Raw genomic sequence first — 22,232 nt, 5'->3', positions numbered from 1 at the left:
CACATAAATATGTGGTCGTCAACATAAAATAAATCAGATTAATGCTCCGGGCCGTTCAACATTACAACAAAGCCGCCGATTCAGGATTCAATCAGCGGCTGAAATTAGTTTACACCCCGGTTTCTCTTTGTTTTGATCGGGCTCCTACCCAACCTATCACTAACGAAGCGACCGCGAAAAATACCGTTACCCCGACGAGAATCGCGAAAAAGGACTCATCAAAAGCTGCACGACCAGCCGCTTTCAACGCCTCGGCTGCTTGTCCAGGCAAGCCTTCCGCAACAATTAGCGCTTCGTCCAGACTGTCTTTCACATTTGCCGGAACCTGAAGTCCTGCAGGAATGTTCATGGTCAACGTATACACAAGACCTGACATGCTCCCGATGATCGCGATTCCGGACGCTCCGCCAAGTTCATAGGCTACTTCCTCGATAGAAGCGGCCATCCCGGCTTTCTCAGGCGGCGCATAACTCATGATCGAGTGAGATGCTGCCGTCATTCCTGCTCCCAAGCCTGCACCGAGGAGCGCCAGACCGAGTATTTGCCCCGCAATGCCTGAATTAAATTGGAACAGATAGATCAGCGTCCCCAAAGCTGCAACCAGAAGAGTGAAGCTCTTGAAACGTATTACATCATAGCGATGCATGATCTTCCCGACCAGCGGTCCTGCAACAAGAGCCGCGACTGGTATGCTTAGTGTAATAAGTCCCGCCTGCAGCGGACTCATACCTTCCACCAATTGCAGACGCTGAGTCACGATATACTGAATGCCCAACTGTCCGAATAGGCCAACCAAAGCTGTAATAAATCCCGTGGTAAAAGGAGATATTTTAAAAAGTGACAAGTCAAGCAACGGGTTGGAGCTTCTGAGTTGGCGCCGGATAAAGATGATCAGTGCCACGACTCCGATAATGGCTCCGATTGCTGCAAATGTTAGGGACCCTTCCCGCCGTGCAAATTCTTTGATAGCATAGATCAGCGCCACCATGGCAATCAATATCTGGAAGGAGCCGATTAGGTCCCACTTTGTTTCTTGATTGCCCACATGCTTGGGGACATATATCAAGGTCAAAACAAGTGCTGCGATCGAGATAGGAACGTTGATCAAAAAAGCCGCTCCCCACCAGAAATGCTCCACAAGAAGTCCGCCAATGATGGGTCCGAGCCCTGCACCTCCGGAGGAAATGGAGCCCCATATGCCGATGGCCAATCCAAGCTCACGCGGATCGGTAAATGTAACTCTGATGATGGACAATGTAGCAGGCATCATCATGGATGCGCCAACGGCAAGGAGAACTCTTCCAACGATCAATACAGCAGGTGTTGGAGCAAAAGTCGCCAAGAGCGAAGCTGCCGAAAAAACGATTAACCCAAGGGTGAACATTCTTCTATGACCTAAACGATCCCCAAGTGTACCCATCGCCGGAAGCAGACCCGCCATGACAAGCGAATAACCGTTCAGAATCCACAATTTTTCCGAAGCGGACGCACCAAGATCATGGGTTAGGCTCGGCAACGCCGTGTAAAGAATCGTCGCATCCATCACGATAAGCATAAGTGCACTGGATACCACGACCAGAGTTATCCAGCGTTTATAATCATTCATTCTAGTTGTTCCTCCATATCTCATGAATCTGAAATCCTTGTACAAAAATAACCTAAACTATCGGGTTACCCTATAGTCAAGCAATAACTCATCGGTTACAATGTAAGCGCAGGATCTTCAGATTATAGTGAGAGGTATAAGAGATGCCGGAAATTTACAATCAATACTTTACTACCAGCGAACTGGCCAGCATGTGCGGAGTAACCAAACATACCCTTTTTCATTACGACGAGATCGGGCTTTTAAAGCCTGAATTTATTAATGCAAAAGGCTACCGTTATTATTCTTTTCGACAGTGTTACCTGCTTGATATTATTAATGTACTCAAGAAGGCAGGCAGCTCTCTGCAGGAAATCAAAGAATTTATTCAGAATCAGAATACTCCCCTGCTCGTCAAGCTGCTTAAACAGAAACAGCACGATCTGGAGGCGGAACAGCTTCGAATCAAACGGATGCAAGATATTCTGCGAAGCGCCATTCAAATGACGGAGACAACGATGGAAGGGTTACGGGATGTTCCATTAATAGAGGAATGTGAAGAGGAGTATTTTATCGCCACCCCGCTGGAACATGGTGATGACGACAAGGAGTTTACCAGAAAACTAAGTGAACATCGAGACTATTGCGAAAAGCATGTTATCGATCACGAATTTCCCATCTGGACGATTATAGGCCAGGATGGTTTTGAAACTAGCGATTTTTCTTATGACTATATTGCCAATTTGCTGAAAGCGCCCATTCCGGGAGAAAAAATGATCATCAAACCCAAGGGTTTCTATGCTGTTATGGACCATAGAGGCTCTTATGAGACCATGCCGGAAACTTGCTCCATCCTCCAAAAGTACATCGAGCAAAACGGAATGAAGGTATGCGGAAATGCGTATGCAATGGATTTACTCAACTACTTCTCTGAGAAAAATCCGGACAGCTACGTCATTCGGATCGCAGTTAAGGTCTCAGTTTAGCGACTGTTGACAGCGCATTGTTTAAGATATATACTGTGTTCGTAAAGAGCACAGATATTTTTTTGATTTAAACTGTGCTAAATACAACACAGTAAGGTGAATAGAAAATTGGGAGGCTAAGCGGCATGGAGAATACAAAACAAAACCAAGATTTTAGCAGTGTCATTACGGAGAGACGTTCTGTACGTTATTACGATCCTGCATTCAAGATTTCAGAGCAAGAGTTGAAGGAGATTTTGACCGAAGCGACCCTTGCACCGTCAGGTGCAAATATGCAGCCTTGGAAGTTCATTGTTTTCAATGATCAGACTTTGCAACAACAGCTGCTCCCGATTGCGAACAATCAGCAGCAGGTAGTGGACGCTTCGGCCGTAATCGCAGTGCTGGGGGACTTGGAGTACATCAAGCAAGTCGACCAAATCTATGATTCGGCGATAGAAGCTGGTTATATGACCAAGGAGGTTAAAGAAACGCTGGTCTCCCATATAACGGGTATGTTGGCGACTATGGACCCTCACGACATCGAGAGTGGCGTGTTGTTCGACTCCGGTCTTGTCTCCATGCAGCTGATGCTTGTTGCCAAAGCACGCGGATATGACACGGTTGCCATGGCCGGGTACGATAAAAATAAGTTCAAAGAAGCATTCAATATTCCCGAACGTTATGTCCCTACCATTCTCATTGCCATCGGGAAAGCATCGCAGCCGGGACACCCGACCACCCGCTTGCCAATCGAGGCTGTAACGTTCTGGAACGGTTTGTCCCAGTAATTTTCTACCTCGTGCGATCACCAAAACAGCCCTGCCTCCGATTACGCACTCATGGCGTAGCGGAGGCAGGCATCTATGACAAATGTATTTATTCAACTTCGTTTTTCGTGGCCTGATACATCTTTTCCGTGTACTCGTCGATTTCATCACGCGACATGCGCAAGCGGCTAACAGAAGTACCATATCCAACTTCCTCTTTACCCTCTTCCAATCCTTTGAAAATGCCATCTGCAAAAGCATCCAATGGTTCTCCATGTACGTGCAGCCCTGATCCGCCTAAATCTGTATTCACTGCCGGAGGAGCAATTTCAATGACTTCTACAGACGTTTCAGAAAGCTGATGTCTTAGACTCATGGTAAACGAATGAAGGGCCGCTTTGGTCGCTGAATAGATCGGAGCAATGACAAACGGTGTAAAAGCCAGCCCGGATGTCACGTTAATGATGGTCGCCTCTTCTTTTGCTGCAAAATAAGGAGCAAACAGCATAGAGAGATGGAAAGGCGCCTCAATGTTGGTTGTGATTTCTTTACTGAAATCACTCCAATTGTTCTTCGCATCCGTTTTTAACACATTAAACCGTTGCTGGATCCCTGCATTGTTAACCAACACATTCACTTCCGGATAGTTCTCCGTTACCCAGTCAAACAAAGCTGCACGCTCGGATTCAATATCCAAATTACAGACACGCGTAATGAGGTCAGGAAGTTTTTCTTTCGCACTTTGCAGCACATGTTCACGCCGTCCGCAAACAATGACTTTGTTTCCGGCTTTTAAAAAGCGCTCTGCAAAAGCCAGTCCGATCCCCGCACTTCCGCCTGTAATAAGTATTGTATTTCCTGAAAGCTTCATAGCAACGCCTCTTCTCCATTATTTTCCACTTCATAAAACAGATATATTATGCGTTTGCCGGATTTGAATTATTGTTTATCATTTTTCTGTCTATCCTGAACCCGTTTTGTATAAGTTGCAATTTTTACGTCTATTCCTTCCAAGGCTGCATTCATCTGCGAAATTTCGGCCAGCACAGCCTGCTTGTGATTCTTCAACATTTCGAGTCGGAGTTCGGTGGTGCGGTCTCCTTCTACGACCCAATCAACATACTGCTTGATACCACGTATTGGCATGTGGGTGTTTTTTAAATTAGTAACGACTTTAAGGAGCGTAATTTGATTTTCTGAAAATAACCGCCTGCCAGCTTCATCACGCTCAATGAGCGGCAGCAATCCTTTTTTTTCATAATAACGCAACGTGGATTCCGGAACATTGAACATGGCTGAAGCTTCGCTAATTGAGTAATACTTCATCTGGAGGCCTCCAAATCATATCTTTCATTGTCGACAGGATTATGATACGACTTAAACCATGGTTTAAGTCAACAAGAAGTAATAATATTTTATTTGCACCTTACGTAACGTCATCTTTTATACTTAAGCTACCGGTAAATAGTTAGCGCTAACGAAGGAGTTTCTTATGAAACGTCATTGGAAGGTGGGGGACCTGGCAAAGCTAACGGGGCTCACCGTGCGAACATTGCGATTTTACGATCAAATCGGCTTGTTCTCGCCATCCGGCCAGACGGAATCGGGGCACAGGCTGTACAGTGAATCCGACCTGTCGCGCCTGCAGCAGATTGTATCGCTTAAGGAACTGGGCTTGTCTCTGGAGGAGGTCAAGTCGCTCCTGAACGACAAGCAGATTAGCCCGCTGGAGATCGTCAACCTGCAAATGGCCCGAATCAAGGAACAAATCAAGCTGCAGCAAACGATTCTTGAACAGCTTCAACATGTGTCCAAGGCGATGCAGGGGAAGGAACCGTTAGCGGTTGAAGACTTCACCGAGCTTTTGCAAGTGATGAAAAAGAGCCATGAGAAGCTGGTCGTTGAGCGGCGGACAAGCTGGGAGCACCGTCTGGATTTACTGGGTGATTTTCTTGCCAAAGAAGAGGAAGATTCGAAAACTAAGGAGGATTCACCGTGACTGAACGATTTGTCAAACACGCCACCTTCGTCGTGGAGCGGACGTATGCCGCATCGTCTGCGAGGGTATACCAAGCCTGGTCTGATCCAGCTGCCAAAGCAAAGTGGTTCTCGAAAGCCGATACTTTCGAATTTCGTGTCGGAGGACGCGAATACAGCAGCGGAGGTCCGCCAGAGGGGCCTGTATTTACCTTTGACGCATGCTATCAGGAAATTGTGCCGGAGCAGCGCATCGTCTACAGCTACACCCTGGATTCGGGTGACACACGTATCTCGGTCTCGATCACAACGGTCGAGCTTATTCCGGTCGAGGGCGGCACGAAGCTGGTCTTCACGGAGCAGGGGGCATTCTTCGACGGGCACGATACGCCGGAAGTGCGCGAGCATGGCACAAATGAGATGCTGAATGCCCTTGGCAAAACACTCGAACAAGAGGGGTAACCGAGGAATGCTTTGTTCTCGGAGCGTCTCCAGAACATGAAAAAGGAGGGTCCCAGGTCACCGAACCTTTTGGGACACCTCCGATTCCAATTTCCGATAAACAAGTGCAAGCAGCATTGCTGGCACGGTACAAACAATCATTCCCAAGAAGGCGTATCTTGGCTCGATTTCGTATAAATAGCCACCAAAAATGGTGAACACCGCTGTGCTCCAGCTAAGTGCCAGGGCCGAGTACATTCCCTGTGCTTTGGGAACCTGTTCATGCGGGATATTTTTGATCAAGTATTTCATAAAGGCATAATGCCCCATCGCGAATGAGCATGCATGCAAGGTCTGCGCAATACTGAACACAATAACGTTCGGAAAGGCAAATACCAATATCCATCGCAAGGATGAACCAAGTGCCGACAGCGCCAGTAAGGAACCTGCTGAAAAATTGTGAAATTTCCGGTCAGCGACCGCGAAGAAAATAATTTCTGCAATTACGGCAATGTTAATAATCACGCCGATCAAATATTTTGGTGCATGGATTTCTTGCAGATAAATATAACCGTAATTGTAGTAGGAAGCGTGTGCTGCCTGTAATAAAATCACAATGATAAGCACCAAAGGAAAGTGTTTGATTTGAAATAATTTTAGCATCCCGTTGCTTTGGGTTTTGCTCGCTTGCGGCTTTTCGGATAAAACCGTGGGTGCGCGCATGAATCCAAGGCATATGAACACCACGATGCCAAGTAACATCGCCCACAAAATAACTTTTTCCCCCATCGCCCCTGTAAAGACGGCCAGGATCAAACCTGTCACCACAAATCCAATGGATCCCCATAAGCGGCTTTTCCCGTAATGCTGCAATTGCTGACGCTGCACAAGCACTCCAGCCGCGCTGTCCAAAGCAGGCATTAAAGCAGGATAGACCAAATGTAAAAGTACGGTTACGGCAAGCAAGCTGCCGAAGGAATGGGAAGGAATGTAACAGAGAAGCGCAATCAGCGTGCCGATAGCCGCCCCATTTAATAGGGCCTTACTGCTGAATTTCCCCGATAATGCTGGGAAAACAACTAATGTGGACAGGCCTCTTGCCACCAAACCCACGCTCATAATCAAACTTGCCTGTGACACCGTGATCCCTTTTGTATGAATCAACCATCCGGTCCAATAGGGCAGAAAAACACCCCATGTAACAAAAAAGCTAAAAAACCGTCTGCTCATCCAGCGTTGTATGTTCATTTTGTTCCCTCCACAGGTTGCATGATATCATGGGGAGAAATACAGTAACATGAGATATCTCATCTTTTGGGGTGGACTATGGAAATTTATAAAAATGAGAAAAGGGAGCATTATCTGAAGGAGCACTCCATAGCACATTTATTTTCTTTTCCGATTGAGGAGTTTATAGAGGTGCATGAATATAAGCGTGGTGAATGGATTATTAAGGAGGACATGAGGCCGGATTATTTATTTTATATGGTTGAGGGAAAGGCCAAAATTTATGTCACTCATCACAACGGGAAGGTGTCCCTGATTAATTTTATCAATGCTAAAGACTATTTTGGGGAAATGGAATTGTTGAATGAGGTATATTATACAAAAGGTATTCAAACCTCTACCAGGACCGTTTGTTTTGCGTTTCCTTTTCATCGCTGCCGCGCACAAATGCTGGAAGATCCGCTATTTCTGCGCGGACTGACGAAGTTTCTGAGTGAAAAGGCAACCAAAATGGCTGCCAAGTCTTCGCAAAGCCTCGCCTTCCCGCTTGAAAACCGGTTAGCGGATTTTATTTTGCAGACTGCTGACGAAGGGGTCTATAAGGAAAAGCATGTAACGGTATGTGATTTTCTGGGTGTTTCCTACCGCCACTTATTGCATGTATTTGCCCAATTTTGTGATAAAGGATATCTGCAAAAGGAAGGCCGTCACTACCGGATTCAGCGGTACGACTCCCTGTATGAACTTGCCGGGATGTTGGGGAATACGTAGTTGATTTTCGATTATTAAATTGGAGGGAATGCGGATGGACCAGGAGACTCAACAGTCACCAGAATATAAAAAGTCACGTGCCGTAAAAAGGGTGGCCTGGGTGATCGGAATAATTTTGACTATCCTTGTGTTATGTTTTGTATCGATCACATTATTATATAACTCGCCCTATGAAGTTGAAAGATATCAAAATTCAGAACAATAAGAGCCCTTTATTTTCTCAAACGTTGCTCATGCTCGAGAAGCCATTCCTTTCTCCACAAGCCGCCCGCATAGCCGGTTAACTTCCCGTTTGTACCAATAATTCGGTGGCAAGGGATGACAATGCTTAATTTGTTTTTGCCGTTTGCGCTGCCGACAGCTCGTATGGCCTTTTCATTCCCGAGGGAAACAGCAATATCTTTGTAAGACCATGTTTGTGCATAGGGTACTGTTTTTAAAGAATTCCAAACCGTTTTTTGAAATTCAGTACCTTCATATATATAAGGAAATGTAAATTCGGTACGTGTGCCTTTAAAATACTCATCAAGCTGATCACGGCAAAGCTTCAAAGCCTGGGGAGTTTCGTCATGGATAGCATTTACGATCTGGTCCCGTTCCGAGAACAGGATAGAGTAAACCGCTTGATCTGTTCCTTGTATTTCAATCATTCCAATGGGTGATTGGTAATCTATTATATACAGTCTGCTCATATAAGGACCTCCAAGAAAAAAGGTAGTATTGACTCTCCAGTATGCCGATTAAGGCTCCGTCCTCATCTTTCGAAACTCGCTTGGTGAACAGCCTTTTAAATTTCGAAACACTTTGTAAAAATTAGAAAGACTTTGGAAGCCCACCTCATAACCAATTTCAAGATTGGTCATATTGGTCGTTTGAAGAAGCTGCATGGCTTTATCGATGCGCACTTTTTCCAAAAAAGCACGCGGAGTCTCTGATGTTTCTTTTTTAAATAGCCGTTCGAGATAGAAGGGGCTTAAACCGACCTGTTCTGCAATATCATTCAGCTTCAAATCTTGTTTATATTGATTCACTAAAATCGTCGTAATACTTTTAACGAATTCACTATGAGGAGAATGTTCAACCTCAGGCTGGCATCTTTTGCATGCACGAAAACCAGCCTTTTCAACCTCACTGATATTGTGATAGAACTCAACATTTATCTTTTTGGGCTTTCTGGACCTGCAGGAAGGACGGCAGTAGATTTTCGTTGTTTTCACGGCTGTAAAAAATAAACCATCATATTTCCGGTCGCAGGCAATGATTTTTTCCCACATCTCGTCAAATGAAAGATTTATACTGGTCATCCCTTCATCACCTGCCTTCCTGATCTAGTTCTCATATAAATGTGATGTATCCTGTAATTCCAATAATTTAGCCGCATTGTCTTCTAAACAAGCGATGATTTTATCTGACAGGGCATTTCCAAAGCTAAAGCGCTTCACGCCTAGCTCTTTCAGCTTATTACAACTTGTCAGGTTAGGCAAAGACAATATATTGAGCGGTGCCTTGACTTGAGCAGCGATTTGCTGAATTTCATCATCTTCCGTTACTCCTGGCACAAAAATCCCGCTGGCCCCGCTTTCAACATAGGCCTTGGCCCGATCGATCGTTTCATTAAAAGGGGCTTCCAATTGAAAATAAGTATCCGTTCTGGCGTTGATATAAAAATTATTATATCCGTGATTTTCCAGCGCTGTTCTCATTTTTGTCAGGAGGCTGCAATGATCCTTTATACCTCTTAACCCCTTTTCTTTTTTCAGGGAATCCTCAATATTGATACCGGCAACCCCGACATCTGCTGTTCTTAATACATTATCGATAATTGTGTTAAAATCCTCACTATATCCTGCTTCAATATCAGCGGATACCGGTATTTTTACATTCTCTGCAATGGTTTTGACGATTGCTAGATTTTGATTAAAATCTATTAATTCTCCGTCCGCATAGCCTAACGAATTGGCAATCCCCCAGCTGGTAGTACCAATGGCTTTAAAACCTGCCTTCTCTAATGTCAAAGCTGATAATAGATCCCAGGCATTTCCCAAAAATAATAGCTCCTCTGAAGTATGGAGATTATTGAATTCCTGAATCATCGACATTTTGCTTCCTCCTTGGCTTTGGTGTAACTCATTCTATCAAGTAGGCTTTATTATTTCGTCCTCATTCTTGCTCTTATGGTCTGAGAGAGAAACGAAAAAGATCATCGAATGGGCGCAGAAATCAATGAATCTTGTAAATTTTCTCTTGATAGAAATAGAGATGTCTGGTAAGATAGTCTCACAAAAGCTACTCACGATAACGGCAAACTTGTCGAAAGGCAAGGACGCAAAGCTACAGGGCCTACTTGGCGATATGTCAAATGGCAGCCAGCTACCGAACGAAGACGCTTTTTTTGTTTCTCATAGGACAATAATATATTAAAATCTGGAAACTCTAGCACGATAACGGCAAACTTGTCGAAAGACAGGGACGCAAAGCTACAGGGCCTTCTTGACGATTATGTCAATGGCAGCCTGGCTACCGAAGGGAGTTTGCAGTATGCGCAACGCAATATTCGCGATTGTAGGACTTTTTGCGTTATTATTGTGGGCTCCATTAGTACAAGCTACCCAATCTCAGGATTGGTTGGGCTTGGAACAGCTGGACCGTGGTGTGATCGTTATTCGATATGACGTGAAAGCAGGGACCAAGACGAAGCTCATGATTGCAAAGAGTCAGGACAAATACACGTATATGCTTTCGCCGAACAAACGGCAGGAAGTATTTCCGTTGCAGATGGGTAACGGTGATTACACGGTTACCGTACTGGAACAAGTCAGCGGCACCAAATATAAGATTGTTCAGGAAGCGCCTGTTACACTTCAACTGGCGAACAATAGCAAAGTGTTTTTGAGTTCTGTACAAAATATCAATTGGAGCGAACAGGACAAGGCTGCTCAGCTTGCGAAGAAGCTGACTGGGTCTGCTCAATCCGACGAAGAAAAAGTACAGGCTATTTATGAATATATTGTGGGCACGATCAGATACGACAAGGCTCTTGCAACCAGTGATCTGACGAACTACCTTCCCGATATCAACCGTACGATTCTTGGACAGAAGGGGATGTGTTACGACTATGCCTCCCTGTTCGCCTCCATGCTGCGGAGCATCGGCATTCCAGCCAAGCTCGATATGGGAACTTCGGAATACGTCGATGTTTACCACGCCTGGAATGAAGTTTATTTGAACGGGAAGTGGGTAACCATTGATACAACGGTCGATGCGAGCTGGAAAGCCAAAGGGGCCGATTTCAAAATGATAAAGGATGCCGCTCGCTACTCGGTATCCAAATATTACTAAAAAGAATACGATCAATTTAAGCTTTGGACAAATGTCCAAGGCTTGTTCGAGTTTGTAGAGAAATTGTAGAGATCGGGCAGGTATAATGCAAGAAGCCCATTTGGTTCTGGTGGGAAAAACAGGAACAATGAATCGTGCGCCATTAGAAATATGCGGAGGTGATGGACTGGAAGGTCTCTTAACGGCATACAATTCAATGGAGTATAGATAGCCCGATTTGCGCACGGCAAGCAGGATCGGAACCGAACATTCGAGGGTGATGTAGAGACTGAGGGAGAGATTATGAAGAAAAAAGTTAGTGGAATCGTTGTGGCGCTGCTGCTCCTGCTTCAATCGGTTTTTGGTGTAACCGCCTGGACGGGCAATGTGGCCAATGCCAATGCGGCCGATACACCAGCAAGTGTGCAGGAATCCGTGTATGGAGTAAAAGATGAAGTTGGAGTGACGGATGATGTTTATATCCCGCCAGCGCCAGTCAAGAATACGGACAACATTTTAACAAAAGTGGTATTAACCGACTTGAATGGTAACGTGATCGATGCAGTATATAATCCGGACAGTACCCTGGACATCGGTGAGGCTGTCAATCTCAGCTACGAATGGGAGCTTCCGAATAGTCACGGCTACAAGAACGGGGATACATTTACCTTCGAGCTGCCGGACCAGTTTGAAATTTTTACGGATATTGACGCTCCACTCGTGGCCGATCAAGACAAAGTTGGCACATTTACCGTCGACCGCAACGGGAAGGTTGTCATGACCTTCAACGATTATGTGGAGAGCCACTCCAACGTAAGCGGCAAGCTGGAAATACGTACCGAGTTTACGAAGGAAACGATTAAGGGAAGCACGGAAGTCGTCATTGCCATTCCGGTAAAAAGCGGAGAGCAAGTCGTTATCGTGAATCTGAAGCCGCAGGGCGGAAAGCTGATCGACAAACAGGGAAAAGCGGTTGGCAAAGACCGGATCGATTGGACGGTTCAAGTCAACAAATCACTGGATAAGATCAAGCATGCGGTCATCACGGATGTGATACCTGAAGGTTCTGAACTCATCGCCGACTCTGTGGAGGTGTACCGCCTACAGGTTAACGGCGACGGTTCGACGGTCCTTGGCGATAAGGTAGGGACCGACAAGTATACGGTCGAAACGAACGGCGGCGCCAAACTGGAGCTTGCGTTCCAGGATGAGACGATCAGCAAAGCCTACGAGATTCGTTATTCGACGAAGCTTACCGGCGAGCAGACTCGTTTTGAGAACACCGCTGTACTGTCTGGCGACGATATGAAAGATACCAAGTCGACCGCTACGGTAACAGTGGACCGTGGTAAATTTTTGGATAAGACTTATAGCCAGAATAAAGACACCGGAATCATCACCTGGACTGTGAAATACAATTTTAACGAGAAAAAGCTTACGAAAGATCAAGCGGTTATTACGGATGAATTCAGTGCGATTCATACGCTGGTTGCCGATTCGCTGAAGGTGTATAAAGGGAATTCAACGAAGGCTGAAGATCTGCTTTCACCGGATGAATACACCTTTACACCGACAGGTACAAACGGATTTACACTTCAATTCAATAAGGGTATCGATTCTCCTTATACGATCGTTTACCAGACAAAGCCGGTCGACCGGACGAGCGCTGACGGACAGCCAGTAAAGAACAAAGTCGTATCGGGTGACTCGTCCAAAGATGTAACAGCTCCGGCCCAAGGAATCCGCGCTCTGGTGAAGGGCGTCTCGAATGTCGACTTCGCCAACAAAACGGCGAAGTGGCTTATTACGATCAATGGCGATAAAAAGCCGGACGGCAGCAAGTACAGCATGGAGAATGTAGTCATCAAGGATACGTTCCCGCAAGGCGGTCTCGAATTCATTCCGGATTCAGTAATCGTGAAAGCGGACGGAAAAGTCGTTCCTGCAAGTGATTACAAGATCGAGTACGATAATGATAATGTACGCGGCGGTTTTGAAATCAAGTTCTCCAAGACCATTGACACCACGTATACAATTGAGTACCAAACGAAGTTTAACATCGATTGGCTGAATAACAGCAAGCTGGATTACATGAACAGAGCCATCATGTCATGGAGCGAGAACGGCGAGGCAAAAGGGCCGATTCAGCGGGATGCGAGCTTCTCCTCCGACGGTTATACGAAAAATAACGGCGGTAAAGACGGCAGCTACGATCCTGTCAACAAAGAGATTACGTGGAACATCAAGATGAACTACAATCTCAAATCGCTAAACGAAGCGATCGTGAGGGATGTACTGAAGCATGATCAGAAGCTTGTGCCGAATTCAGTTAAGGTATACGAGATGAAGCTGACGGGGGGACGGGATGGCGTTGCTAAGGGCGCCCAAGTTCCAGAGTCTCAATATGAGGTGACGGAACCGTCTGCAGCGAACGGAAACCAATTGTCCATTCGTTTTACAAGCCCGGTCTCATCCGCATACTGGATCGAGTTCAAAACATCGCTGCAAGGCACGTTGATTGTCAAGAATATTGATAATACGGCAGAGCTGTGGAACGGCAGCGATAAAGCGGCCACATGGAACGCCAGTGTGACGGTTCCTTACGGCGGCGAATATGTGAAGAAAAACGGCGCCCAAAACGGAAACAAAATCGATTGGTCGATTCGAATCAATGAAGGCCAGTCGCAAATTTCCAACGCCAAAATTATCGACATTCCAAGTGCGAACCAAATCTTGATCGAGGATTCATTCCATCTGTATGCAACCAAGATTAATGCAAAAGGTGAAGCGGTCAAAGCTGACGAACTGACAAAAGGGAAAGACTACACGTTGACCATTTCAAGGCTTGACGGAGATCAAGAGACGTTTGAATTAAAATTCACGGACGCTATCTCCACGGCTTATATTTTGGAATATCAGTCGTTCGTCACCGCTGGGGATAAAGAAGCTGTACAAAATAAAGTAGCGCTCGAAGGAGATCAGCTGAAGACCGAGGTTAGGGAAACGACGAAAGAGATTATCGTCCGCACTTCCTCCGGTTCAGGCTCGGGAGGCGGCGTTACGGGCAGCCTGGAAGTAACGAAGGTTGACCAGGATGATCATACAAAGCCGCTGGCAGGAGCGAAGTTTGCTCTTTACGATAAAGCAGGCAAGAAGACGCCGATCGTAAAAACAACGGATACGGACGGAAAAATCCTGTTTACGAAGCTGCTGTTTGACGACTATGTTCTAGAGGAGCTGGCGGCTCCGGAAGGATATAAGATAGATCAGGCAACATGGGACGTAACGATTGACTCCAAAATCCAGAGCCAAGGCAACGTGAAGAAAATAACCATCACAAACGCTAAGGAAGAGCCTACTAATCCAGGCGAGCCAACGGATCCGACAGATCCAACGGACCCGACAGATCCAACGGACCCGACAGATCCAACAGATCCCGGCAATCCGACGGACCCAACTGACCCAGGTAACCCAACAGATCCTGGGAATCCGGGTAACCCAACGGACCCGACCGACCCGGGAAATCCCGGTAACCCAGGCGGCCCATCGAATCCAGGAACGCCTGGTGGTTCGAAGGACGACGATGACGATGATGATCCTGGGCTGCCTTCGGAAACTCCGTCCAATCCAGGAACGGTAACCCCGTCCAACCCAGGGACGCCGTCCGGCGAAGTAGAAGTGCCGGATGAAGATGTCCCAAGAGGCGAACCGACAACAACTCCTCAAACGCCTTCGACGGAAACGCCAACCGTTGACATCGATGAGGAGGATACTCCACGCGGTGAAGGCGAGCCGAAACCGGAGAAGCCGGCAGTACCAACGCCGAAACCGCAAACTCCGCCATCGGAGACTACGGTAACGATGCTGCCGCAAACGGGCGAAGCCGGCCACTATCCGTTCTATTTGACGGGTCTCGGGCTGATCGCTCTCGGTGTATGGTTAGGCTTCAGACGGAGAATAATGAAACCATAATTCTTTGACGCTTTGCTCCCCTTGTCCTGGAAACAGGACCGGGGGAGCTTTTTTCATGCTGGGGGTGCGAAAATCTGATATGATTTGAAGAACGACGAGCAAAAATAGCAGCAAGGGAGAATGTGAAATGATACATTCCTATCGTCCTGTACCATCACCCAAACTGCAGCCGGAGCTGCACCACCCCGGGTACAGTTACCGGGAATATGCGCCGAGTCCTCACTTGGCACCATATATTGTTTGTTATTGGACAATGGACTTTCAGCCAGGAGCTGAAGAGCAATTGCACCGGATCATTCCGGATGGCTGTGTCGGCATAATCGTAGATCTTCTTTCGTCCTCTTGCCGGAAGGCTGCTTTTGTCGATGGGTTGGCGACCCAATCTGAAGTTTTGCATTTTTCTGCCGCCCGTTCGATGTTCGGCATCCAGTTTTATTCGGAGGCGGCCGGGGCTATTTTAAAATCTCCCCTCTCGGCGTTAATGGGACACCATGTTTTCCTGGAAGACATCTGGGGAATTGAAGGGCTGCTTATGGTCGAAGAAATCCTGGCCGCCAATAACGTTTCAGACATCATTAAGATCGTTGAACGCAAACTAAGCCGAATCCTGGATTTGAATGATCTTCCCGCCTCTTCCTTGGTGTACAAAAGCATGCAATATATGTACGCCTTCGGGGGGAATCTTTCTGTTAAGAATTTGGCGGAAAAGCTTAGTTTCAGCGAACGCCATCTCAGAAGAGCCTTTGATCAGGAGCTCGGTTTGAGCCCGAAAGAGATGCTGGGAATCGTCCGGTTTCAAAGTATGCTGCAAGAGCTTTATAGCCGCAGCTATTCAAGCTTGACGGATCTGGCATTGAAATACGGCTACTATGACCAGTCACATTTTGCCAAGGATTTTACGCGTTATTACGGACTGCCGCTTAGACAAATCATGAAAAAGGGGTAAAGAAGTCCGTTTTTTACTATTTTGACTGTCAGTGCAAGATATATGATTGGGGTGTTAATCAAACACAACGATTGGAGTGGTGAGGCATGGCGGTTAAATTGAAAAGAATCGGGATTTACGTGAAGGATATGAAAAAGGCTTTGGAATTCTACCGCATGTTGGGTTTGGAAATACCGCAAAGCGCCGACGAAGAACAGCACGTTGAGGTGGAGCACCACGGACTTCGCCTGGCTGTGGCCACAGTGGAAGCAGCGAAAGCGGTTTTTGGTGGCTGGGAAAAGCCATCCGGAAATCGTTTAGAGCTTACCTTTCAGTGCAGCAGCCGCGAAGCGGTGGACGAGCTGTACCGTAAATTAATGGAGCATGGATACGTTGGACTGAGCGAGCCGTTTGACGGGTTCTGGGGAGAGCGCTACGCAATTGTGGAGGACCCCGACGGCAATCTGATTAGTCTTGCCGATTAGTATTTCCAGCAAAAAAGGGCACAACCTTGATAAAGGGTTGTGTCCTTTTTTCATTTTGACCCGTTTTACCAAATGAATTATGAAGTTGCGGTCTGTGAATCGTTGTCATAATACAGTCCCAGATGATAAGCTCGCATCAGGAGACTTTCGAAAATTTCCGGCCTTGAATCCAGGGTGTCATACAGGATTTCAACCTTGCTGTCAGAGATTCCGCAGTATTCGGCAATTGCGATGTTCAGAAGATGGGAGAGCATTTTATCGTACTGTCTCTTCTCAAAGTCTTCTTGCGGAGCTGCTCCCAGACCGAGCCATAACACTCGTTTATGATGCAATTTATTGGAGCCGTACGCAAAGCCATTGTTCCATACCCGATCGATATATCCTTTCAGCATAGCCGGCAAATTGTACCACCATATCGGGAAAATAAAGGCGAGTGCATCGTGTTTTTTCATTCGTTCCATCTCAGCCACCACCTCTGGTGTGTAGATCTTGCGATCAGAGGACCAGTCCGGTTCGTCCGCTTCCCACATAACGGGATTGAAGCCAATGCGGTGCAGATCCAGCAGCTCTGTTTCATGTCCCGCATCCGTGAGCCCCTGTATAAATCTGTCTGCGACAGAAAAGGTTAAGGAATTCACCCTTGGGTGGGATACAACGGTCAAAATTTTCATAAGCGTCACCTTCCAGATCTAAAATGTTTACCTTGAATAAGCTACGATAAAATTATCTGATAATCAGTAAGAAATAGGAAGTACTTACTTTAATGTGATATAATCACCCAAAAGTGATATAGTCACTTAAAAGTAACTTTTCATCCTGATCAGCCAGAGGAGGGTTATCTCATGGAAAAGCAGACGGAAAGGACTTATAACATCCCTGCGGAAGCGACGCTGGAGGTCATAGGCGGGAAGTGGAAATTACTGATTTTATGCCATTTGAACTGCGAACCCTGCCAAATGAGAACGAGTGAATTAAAAAAGGCCATTCCTGAGATTACGCAAAAAATGTTAATTCAGCAGCTTCGGGAGCTGGAGGAAGACGGCATCATCACGAGAACGGTATATAATCAGGTGCCGCCAAAGGTGGTCTATGAAATGAGTGAATTGGGATTGTCGCTGAAATCCATATTGGACCAATTGGACGAGTGGGGCGAGCGATATATGAATCAACGGGAATGGAACTACCCCTGTTCTTAATGAGGATACATGCCCCCGAGAATGGGGGCTCATATTACTGTCGATTGGCCCAATCGTCTAATAATTTGTTGGCCTTCAGGCGGCCCGACCAGGTATTCATCATATTTTCGATTAATTCATTGCTTTTCTTTTCATTGGGAAAACGTGCCGCCAACCACGCTTCACGGGGCAACCGAAACAAAGCGGAAATTAATTTTCGTTCCCTTCGATTTAATGGCCTGATTTCCTCATAACCTGCCAGCAGCGATTGGATGAACTCCAGGTTGAATTGAGTTGTATTTGCCAGGGTTTTTGCCATTTCTACATAGATAGAGCCATACCTTACACGATCCCAATCTATAATGTATAGACGGTCGTCACCAGAAATAATCACGTTGGCGGAGGTGATGTCTCCATGTATCCGTCTTGGATGGCCTCTTTCATTACGCAGGAGAGATGCAATCCCCTTTTCCCTCATTTCAGCCCATGAACGTTCAGATAAGCGTCGACAGTCATTGCGATATTGTCTGTGCCATCTGCGGTACATTGTGTTTTTCTGCACAGCTCCAGACTTATCACAAAGAAAATAGCGATGCTGCTTCTTCCATAACCGGACTTGTTTCAGGGTGGGTGAATCCGCTTTATAGCCAGGAGTCCCATCATTCGTTGATTGATGAAGAGCAGCCATGGCCCGGCCGAGATTGGTATAGTCACCGGAATGCTCCAGAGTTCGTCCCTGCACCCATTCAGTAACGTAGTAAGGCTGTCCTTGTCTTAAGGTCCATAGCTTGCCGGTTTTTGCATAAAGAATTTTTGGCATATAGAAATACCCTGTATTCAATAAAAGCTGGATATGCCCGGCAGCTTTTTTCATTTGTTGAGTCGCACTCGTTTTAAATAAGCGGTTCCGATAGAATGGTTTTAATGCATAGTGGCCACTGCTTGTTTTGATCCGGATGACTGCTTTTTTTCGATAAAGGGAAGGAAACCATTTGAATTTTAAGGGAAATATACCGAAGCGCCGCGCTATTCTGTTGACTTGCGATTTTTTATACAATCCGCTCATAATTGTCCCTCGATTCGTAAAAAAATGACTTATTTATCGTACTCAATAAAGGGCCAGCGGTATGGGCTTTCGCCATGCAGAAGGTGAATTGTATTTAACATAATTTGAAATTGGAAGCGGAGAGGGCATATGAAAAAGATACTGATCATAGATGATGAAGCCGATCTTCGAAAACTGCTGACAGACTACTTTGAATTGAACGGGTATTTCGTTATGACTGCACCAAACGGCCATGAGGCCATGCGGCAAATTGAAAATCTACCGGACCTTGTTTTGCTGGACATCAATATGCCTGAGTTGGACGGTCTTGAGTTATGCAGGAGAATCAGGGACTTTGTGTCCTGCCCTATTTTATTTCTAACAGCCCGTGTCGAGGATGCGGATAAAATCTCGGGCTTTCGGGCAGGAGGAGATGACTATATCGCAAAGCCGTTCAGTATTCATGAACTTGGCGCAAGGGTAGAGGCACATTTACGCAGGGAAATACGAAATCAAAATAAAACATCGATAAAATTCAGTGAAGACTTGGTCATTGATTATGCGGCTCGAACGTTTTACTTCCGTGATGTACAAATTCTCCTGGCCAAAAAGGAGTTCGATATTATAGAACTGTTGTCTATGCATCCTGGCATGGTGTTTGACAAGGAGCGTATTTTTGAAAAAGTATGGGGATTTGATAATGAAGGCGACAGCAATGTGATCGCGGAACATATCAGGAGAATTCGGTACAAATTGAAGGAGCATGGCTGTGACAACAGGATCGAAACGGTCTGGGGAGTAGGTTACAAATGGCGAAAATCGTAGACTGGTTGACCTTAAAGCGGCTGACCTTGCTGCAATCATTCATTTTCCTATGCTGCATGACGCTCATCGCTGTTCTAATCGTCATCACATTGGAGTTTGGATGGGCGGAGAGCATGCGCTTGCGGTTTGCCGGCCATTCTTCCGTGCAGGATTGGATATTGCCTGTTCAGGTTGCGATGGTGCTGATAACGGTTGCCGTCGGTATAGTTCTAATGGCCAGCCTCTTTTATCGGTGGAAGCTGAAAGAGCCGCTTGAAATCCTGATGAAGGCTTCGGAGAAAATTTCAGCGAATGATTTGGGGTTTCATATTTCTTACGATAGTGCGGATGAGATGGGCGAGTTGTGCCGCGTATTTGAAAAAATGCGCGGTCAGTTGGAAAAAAACTTTAAAACGCTGTGGCGATCGGTTGAGGAACGCAAACAGCTGAATGCTATTTTTGCCCATGATCTGAGAACACCCTTATCCGTTCTGAAGGGATATTCCGAGCTGTTGGCCACCTATCTGCCCCAAAATCATATATCCAGGGAAAAGCTTCTGGACATGATTGAAACCATGAACGTACATATTGTGCGTCTTGAGAGCTACACGGAGGTGATGAATTCCATTCAGAAGCTGGAAGACATGCCGGTACATAGCCGTACGATGGAAACGGATCATCTTATCTCCTTGCTGAATGACAGTGCGCGGCAAATAGCCGGACAACGCGGTAAGATACTCAGCACGTCCATTGCTGCGGATGTGAGCAAAATCGCTGTCGATCTCCATTTGGTGATGCAGGTATTTGAGAACTTGCTGAACAATGCAGCGCGTTATGCTTCCAGCCATATAAGTGTTCACTATAGCGCCTGTGAAGGATTTTTTACGGTTACGGTCACGGATGACGGCCCAGGTTTTTCGGATACAGAGCTGCAAAAAGCCGTACTTCCCTTTTATCGCGGAGAGGTATCAGATGCTAATAAACATCATGGACTTGGACTTTATATTTGCAAAGTACTGTGCGAAAAGCATGATGGGAGTTTGCATGTAGAGAATGGCCCCCAGGGTGGAGGAAGCGTAGCAGCCAAGTTTTTCGCGGAGTTGATAAAAAGTTGAAAATGATATATTAGCATTTCCTTATCATAGAACTGAGGAGTGCTAGTATGAGAATCGTGCATAAAAAGAAAATAGTTTTAAGTTTCGGCTGCTTGCTGCTGATCATGGCCATCCTGGTTCAACCGGCTTTCGCTGTTGAAATCCGGAACAAGGCTGAGATACAGCATGAAATTGATCATTATGTCAAAAAAACCATGGAAGCCAATCATATTAAGGGCGCGGCTCTTGCCATAGCCAATAACGAAGAGGTTTTCTATGCGAAAGGTTATGGCACGTTTTCGGATGGTCGCGTTATTAACGGCAATACTCTCTTTCCCATTGCTTCCTTAAGCAAATCTTTTACGGCACTGGCCGTCCTTCAATTGGCGGACAAAGGATTGATTGACCTTGACGCGCCATACACAACTTATTTCCCCGATCTCTTGCCTAAGGACGAGCGTGTACGTCATATTACGATTCGGAATCTGCTTAACCAGACAAGCGGTCTTAATGACAAAGTGAATCCTGACATGACAAGATCCCCCCAGTATCAATCGCTGCAGGAGATCAACCAATCGTTGAACGGGGTTAAGCTTGCTAATGATCCGGGAGCGGCTTATAACTACCACAATCCAAATTATCAATATTTGGCTCTTCTTGTGGAGAAAATGAGCGGACAGAGCTTCTCTGATTACCTGGAAAATCATATATTTAAACCTTTGGGGATGAATCAAACCTTTAACGTCAGCACCACACAACAAATCAATGTCAATTCCGCCATTCCACGGGGGCACTATCTTTTATTTGGCCATCCTGTAAGCCAAGCTGAACCTTTATGGTTTGTTGACGGTCCGGCCGGTATTATTTCGACTGCTGATGACATGGCTAAATGGATGCTGGCCCAATATGATGGCCGTCTTCTGCCCCCGGAGCTGATGGAGCAGTACCATACAGCCGGACAGAGCGGTCCGTATGGAATGGGCTGGCTAGCAGGCGTGGATGAACAAGGGGGACGGACGATTTCCCATAGCGGAATTTTCTGGACGTATAAGGCGGAAGAGACGATCTATTTGGATCAGCGGCTGGGCATTACGATGATGTTTGATTCCGGTTTAAACGCGTTTGTCGATTATTCGGCTTTAATCGACGGGATCGCAAGTATTATTCATGGCGAAAAGCCCGAGGCTTCTTTCTTTAACAGCAGCATGGAGATCCTTATAATTCTGCTGGTGGTTGCGACGATTTTGTGGGGAGGATACTCACATTTTCGTATCCATCGAAGCAAAAAGAGCATTACGACCGGGAAGTTGATTTTTTCGGCGGCCGTAAGAATGCTTCCTGTCTTGATTCTCTTGTTTCTATCACCATTAGCTACATTCATTGGTGCCGGTCGTGTTTTGCCTTGGTTTGGACTATGGACAACAATGTCATCGCTGATGATATGGCTTATTGTATTGTCGATCGTAAGTACAGCGAATTTGGGTTGCTATTTCAAATCGTACTGCAATGTTAAGAAAAGAGACCGTTATTAAGCTGAAGCCATGAACCGCGAATCAGTTCGTAATCTTTTTTAAGATTATAGAATTTATAACTCAGCTTTCGGTGCGACCAAGCTTAGGTTGTGAAGTTTAGCAGGTGGAAATCCTGCTTGGAAAGGCTAAAGCCAAGCCACCAATAG

Annotated in this window: 22 protein-coding genes and 2 riboswitches; of the genes, 13 read left to right on the top strand and 9 right to left on the bottom strand. The window is 46.0% G+C overall.

Features of this window, described 5'->3' with window-relative positions:
- Positions 1 to 109: 109 nt before the first annotated feature.
- The gene (locus ACI1P2_RS22470) at positions 110 to 1,606 is read right to left on the bottom strand and encodes an MFS transporter (protein ID WP_355322856.1); all 1,497 of its coding nucleotides are present in this window, start codon (positions 1,604 to 1,606) and stop codon (positions 110 to 112) included.
- A gap of 143 nt (positions 1,607 to 1,749) precedes the next feature.
- On the opposite strand from ACI1P2_RS22470, the gene ACI1P2_RS22465 reads away from it, so the two are divergent.
- Entirely contained in the window at positions 1,750 to 2,571 is an 822-nt protein-coding gene (locus ACI1P2_RS22465; RefSeq protein WP_355322854.1) for a MerR family transcriptional regulator, read from the top strand.
- Between the two features lie 125 nt (positions 2,572 to 2,696).
- The gene (locus ACI1P2_RS22460) at positions 2,697 to 3,341 is read left to right on the top strand and encodes a nitroreductase family protein (RefSeq protein ID WP_355322852.1); all 645 of its coding nucleotides are present in this window, start codon (positions 2,697 to 2,699) and stop codon (positions 3,339 to 3,341) included.
- Positions 3,342 to 3,429: 88 nt separating this feature from the next.
- Here the strand turns inward: ACI1P2_RS22460 and ACI1P2_RS22455 are convergent, their stop codons facing one another.
- Together ACI1P2_RS22455 and ACI1P2_RS22450 are read right to left on the bottom strand one after the other, a co-directional pair.
- Complete coding sequence (locus ACI1P2_RS22455) at positions 3,430 to 4,191, bottom strand: SDR family oxidoreductase (protein WP_355322850.1); 762 nt, start codon at positions 4,189 to 4,191, stop codon at positions 3,430 to 3,432.
- Between the two features lie 68 nt (positions 4,192 to 4,259).
- Positions 4,260 to 4,646: a MerR family transcriptional regulator gene (locus ACI1P2_RS22450; RefSeq protein WP_355322848.1), complete on the bottom strand. Its 387-nt coding sequence runs from the start codon at positions 4,644 to 4,646 to the stop codon at positions 4,260 to 4,262.
- Between the two features lie 166 nt (positions 4,647 to 4,812).
- On the opposite strand from ACI1P2_RS22450, the gene ACI1P2_RS22445 reads away from it, so the two are divergent.
- Together ACI1P2_RS22445 and ACI1P2_RS22440 are read left to right on the top strand one after the other, a co-directional pair.
- The gene (locus ACI1P2_RS22445) at positions 4,813 to 5,319 is read left to right on the top strand and encodes a MerR family transcriptional regulator (RefSeq protein ID WP_355322846.1); all 507 of its coding nucleotides are present in this window, start codon (positions 4,813 to 4,815) and stop codon (positions 5,317 to 5,319) included.
- A complete protein-coding gene (locus ACI1P2_RS22440) occupies positions 5,316 to 5,759 on the top strand; it encodes an SRPBCC family protein (protein WP_355322844.1) in 444 nt (147 codons plus the stop codon). The genes ACI1P2_RS22445 and ACI1P2_RS22440 overlap by 4 nt, the downstream gene beginning before the upstream one ends.
- Before the next feature lie 57 nt (positions 5,760 to 5,816).
- Here the strand turns inward: ACI1P2_RS22440 and ACI1P2_RS22435 are convergent, their stop codons facing one another.
- Positions 5,817 to 6,986: an MFS transporter gene (locus tag ACI1P2_RS22435; protein WP_355322842.1), complete on the bottom strand. Its 1,170-nt coding sequence runs from the start codon at positions 6,984 to 6,986 to the stop codon at positions 5,817 to 5,819.
- Positions 6,987 to 7,064: 78 nt separating this feature from the next.
- On the opposite strand from ACI1P2_RS22435, the gene yeiL reads away from it, so the two are divergent.
- Positions 7,065 to 7,736, top strand: a complete 672-nt coding sequence (yeiL, locus tag ACI1P2_RS22430; protein WP_355322840.1) for a transcriptional regulator YeiL — start codon at positions 7,065 to 7,067, stop codon at positions 7,734 to 7,736.
- 212 nt (positions 7,737 to 7,948) lie between these two features.
- On the opposite strand, the gene ACI1P2_RS22425 is transcribed toward yeiL, so the two are convergent.
- The 3 genes from ACI1P2_RS22425 to ACI1P2_RS22415 are packed head-to-tail and all read right to left on the bottom strand — an operon-like array spanning position 7,949 to position 9,835.
- Positions 7,949 to 8,428 carry a methylated-DNA--[protein]-cysteine S-methyltransferase gene (locus tag ACI1P2_RS22425; RefSeq protein ID WP_355322838.1) on the bottom strand — a complete coding sequence of 160 codons (480 nt, stop codon included), beginning with the start codon at positions 8,426 to 8,428 and terminating at the stop codon, positions 7,949 to 7,951.
- Between the two features lie 48 nt (positions 8,429 to 8,476).
- Positions 8,477 to 9,040, bottom strand: a complete 564-nt coding sequence (locus tag ACI1P2_RS22420; RefSeq protein WP_355322836.1) for a bifunctional transcriptional activator/DNA repair enzyme AdaA — start codon at positions 9,038 to 9,040, stop codon at positions 8,477 to 8,479.
- 24 nt (positions 9,041 to 9,064) lie between these two features.
- Entirely contained in the window at positions 9,065 to 9,835 is a 771-nt protein-coding gene (locus ACI1P2_RS22415; RefSeq protein WP_355322834.1) for an isocitrate lyase/PEP mutase family protein, read from the bottom strand.
- Positions 9,836 to 10,026: 191 nt separating this feature from the next.
- Positions 10,027 to 10,114: riboswitch (cyclic di-GMP riboswitch) on the top strand.
- Positions 10,115 to 10,172: 58 nt separating this feature from the next.
- Positions 10,173 to 10,261, top strand: a riboswitch (cyclic di-GMP riboswitch).
- 13 nt (positions 10,262 to 10,274) lie between these two features.
- On the opposite strand from ACI1P2_RS22415, the gene ACI1P2_RS22410 reads away from it, so the two are divergent.
- The 4 genes from ACI1P2_RS22410 (at position 10,275) to ACI1P2_RS22395 (ending at position 16,436) form a co-directional block, all read left to right on the top strand.
- Positions 10,275 to 11,075: a transglutaminase-like domain-containing protein gene (locus tag ACI1P2_RS22410; protein WP_355322832.1), complete on the top strand. Its 801-nt coding sequence runs from the start codon at positions 10,275 to 10,277 to the stop codon at positions 11,073 to 11,075.
- 282 nt (positions 11,076 to 11,357) lie between these two features.
- Positions 11,358 to 15,026 (top strand): collagen binding domain-containing protein, encoded by a 3,669-nt coding sequence (locus tag ACI1P2_RS22405; protein ID WP_355322830.1) that lies wholly within the window; start codon positions 11,358 to 11,360, stop codon positions 15,024 to 15,026.
- 127 nt (positions 15,027 to 15,153) lie between these two features.
- Positions 15,154 to 15,972 carry a helix-turn-helix transcriptional regulator gene (locus ACI1P2_RS22400; protein WP_355322828.1) on the top strand — a complete coding sequence of 273 codons (819 nt, stop codon included), beginning with the start codon at positions 15,154 to 15,156 and terminating at the stop codon, positions 15,970 to 15,972.
- Between the two features lie 86 nt (positions 15,973 to 16,058).
- Positions 16,059 to 16,436 (top strand): VOC family protein, encoded by a 378-nt coding sequence (locus tag ACI1P2_RS22395; protein ID WP_355322826.1) that lies wholly within the window; start codon positions 16,059 to 16,061, stop codon positions 16,434 to 16,436.
- A 77-nt stretch (positions 16,437 to 16,513) separates the two neighbouring features.
- Here the strand turns inward: ACI1P2_RS22395 and ACI1P2_RS22390 are convergent, their stop codons facing one another.
- On the bottom strand, positions 16,514 to 17,107 hold the full coding sequence (locus ACI1P2_RS22390; RefSeq protein ID WP_355322824.1) for an NAD(P)H oxidoreductase: 594 nt from the start codon (positions 17,105 to 17,107) through the stop codon (positions 16,514 to 16,516).
- 171 nt (positions 17,108 to 17,278) lie between these two features.
- Between ACI1P2_RS22390 and ACI1P2_RS22385 the strand changes: the two genes are divergently transcribed.
- On the top strand, positions 17,279 to 17,632 hold the full coding sequence (locus tag ACI1P2_RS22385) for a winged helix-turn-helix transcriptional regulator (protein WP_355322822.1): 354 nt from the start codon (positions 17,279 to 17,281) through the stop codon (positions 17,630 to 17,632).
- Positions 17,633 to 17,666: 34 nt separating this feature from the next.
- On the opposite strand, the gene ACI1P2_RS22380 is transcribed toward ACI1P2_RS22385, so the two are convergent.
- Positions 17,667 to 18,677 carry a phosphotransferase gene (locus ACI1P2_RS22380; RefSeq protein ID WP_355322820.1) on the bottom strand — a complete coding sequence of 337 codons (1,011 nt, stop codon included), beginning with the start codon at positions 18,675 to 18,677 and terminating at the stop codon, positions 17,667 to 17,669.
- Between the two features lie 129 nt (positions 18,678 to 18,806).
- On the opposite strand from ACI1P2_RS22380, the gene ACI1P2_RS22375 reads away from it, so the two are divergent.
- Genes ACI1P2_RS22375 through ACI1P2_RS22365 form a run of 3 tightly spaced genes read left to right on the top strand, consistent with a single transcriptional unit; the run spans position 18,807 to position 22,086 of the window.
- The gene (locus ACI1P2_RS22375) at positions 18,807 to 19,481 is read left to right on the top strand and encodes a response regulator transcription factor (protein ID WP_355322818.1); all 675 of its coding nucleotides are present in this window, start codon (positions 18,807 to 18,809) and stop codon (positions 19,479 to 19,481) included.
- The gene (locus ACI1P2_RS22370) at positions 19,466 to 20,575 is read left to right on the top strand and encodes a HAMP domain-containing sensor histidine kinase (RefSeq protein WP_355322816.1); all 1,110 of its coding nucleotides are present in this window, start codon (positions 19,466 to 19,468) and stop codon (positions 20,573 to 20,575) included. The genes ACI1P2_RS22375 and ACI1P2_RS22370 overlap by 16 nt, the downstream gene beginning before the upstream one ends.
- Positions 20,576 to 20,622: 47 nt before the next feature.
- A complete protein-coding gene (locus tag ACI1P2_RS22365; protein WP_355322814.1) occupies positions 20,623 to 22,086 on the top strand; it encodes a serine hydrolase domain-containing protein in 1,464 nt (487 codons plus the stop codon).
- The last annotated feature ends 146 nt before the right edge of the window (positions 22,087 to 22,232 follow it).

Origin of the sequence: Paenibacillus jiangxiensis (assembly GCF_046098255.1) — a bacterium.
Classification (GTDB): Bacteria; Bacillota; Bacilli; order Paenibacillales; family Paenibacillaceae; genus Paenibacillus; species Paenibacillus jiagnxiensis.
This window is presented reverse-complemented; position numbering and strand designations above follow the sequence as displayed.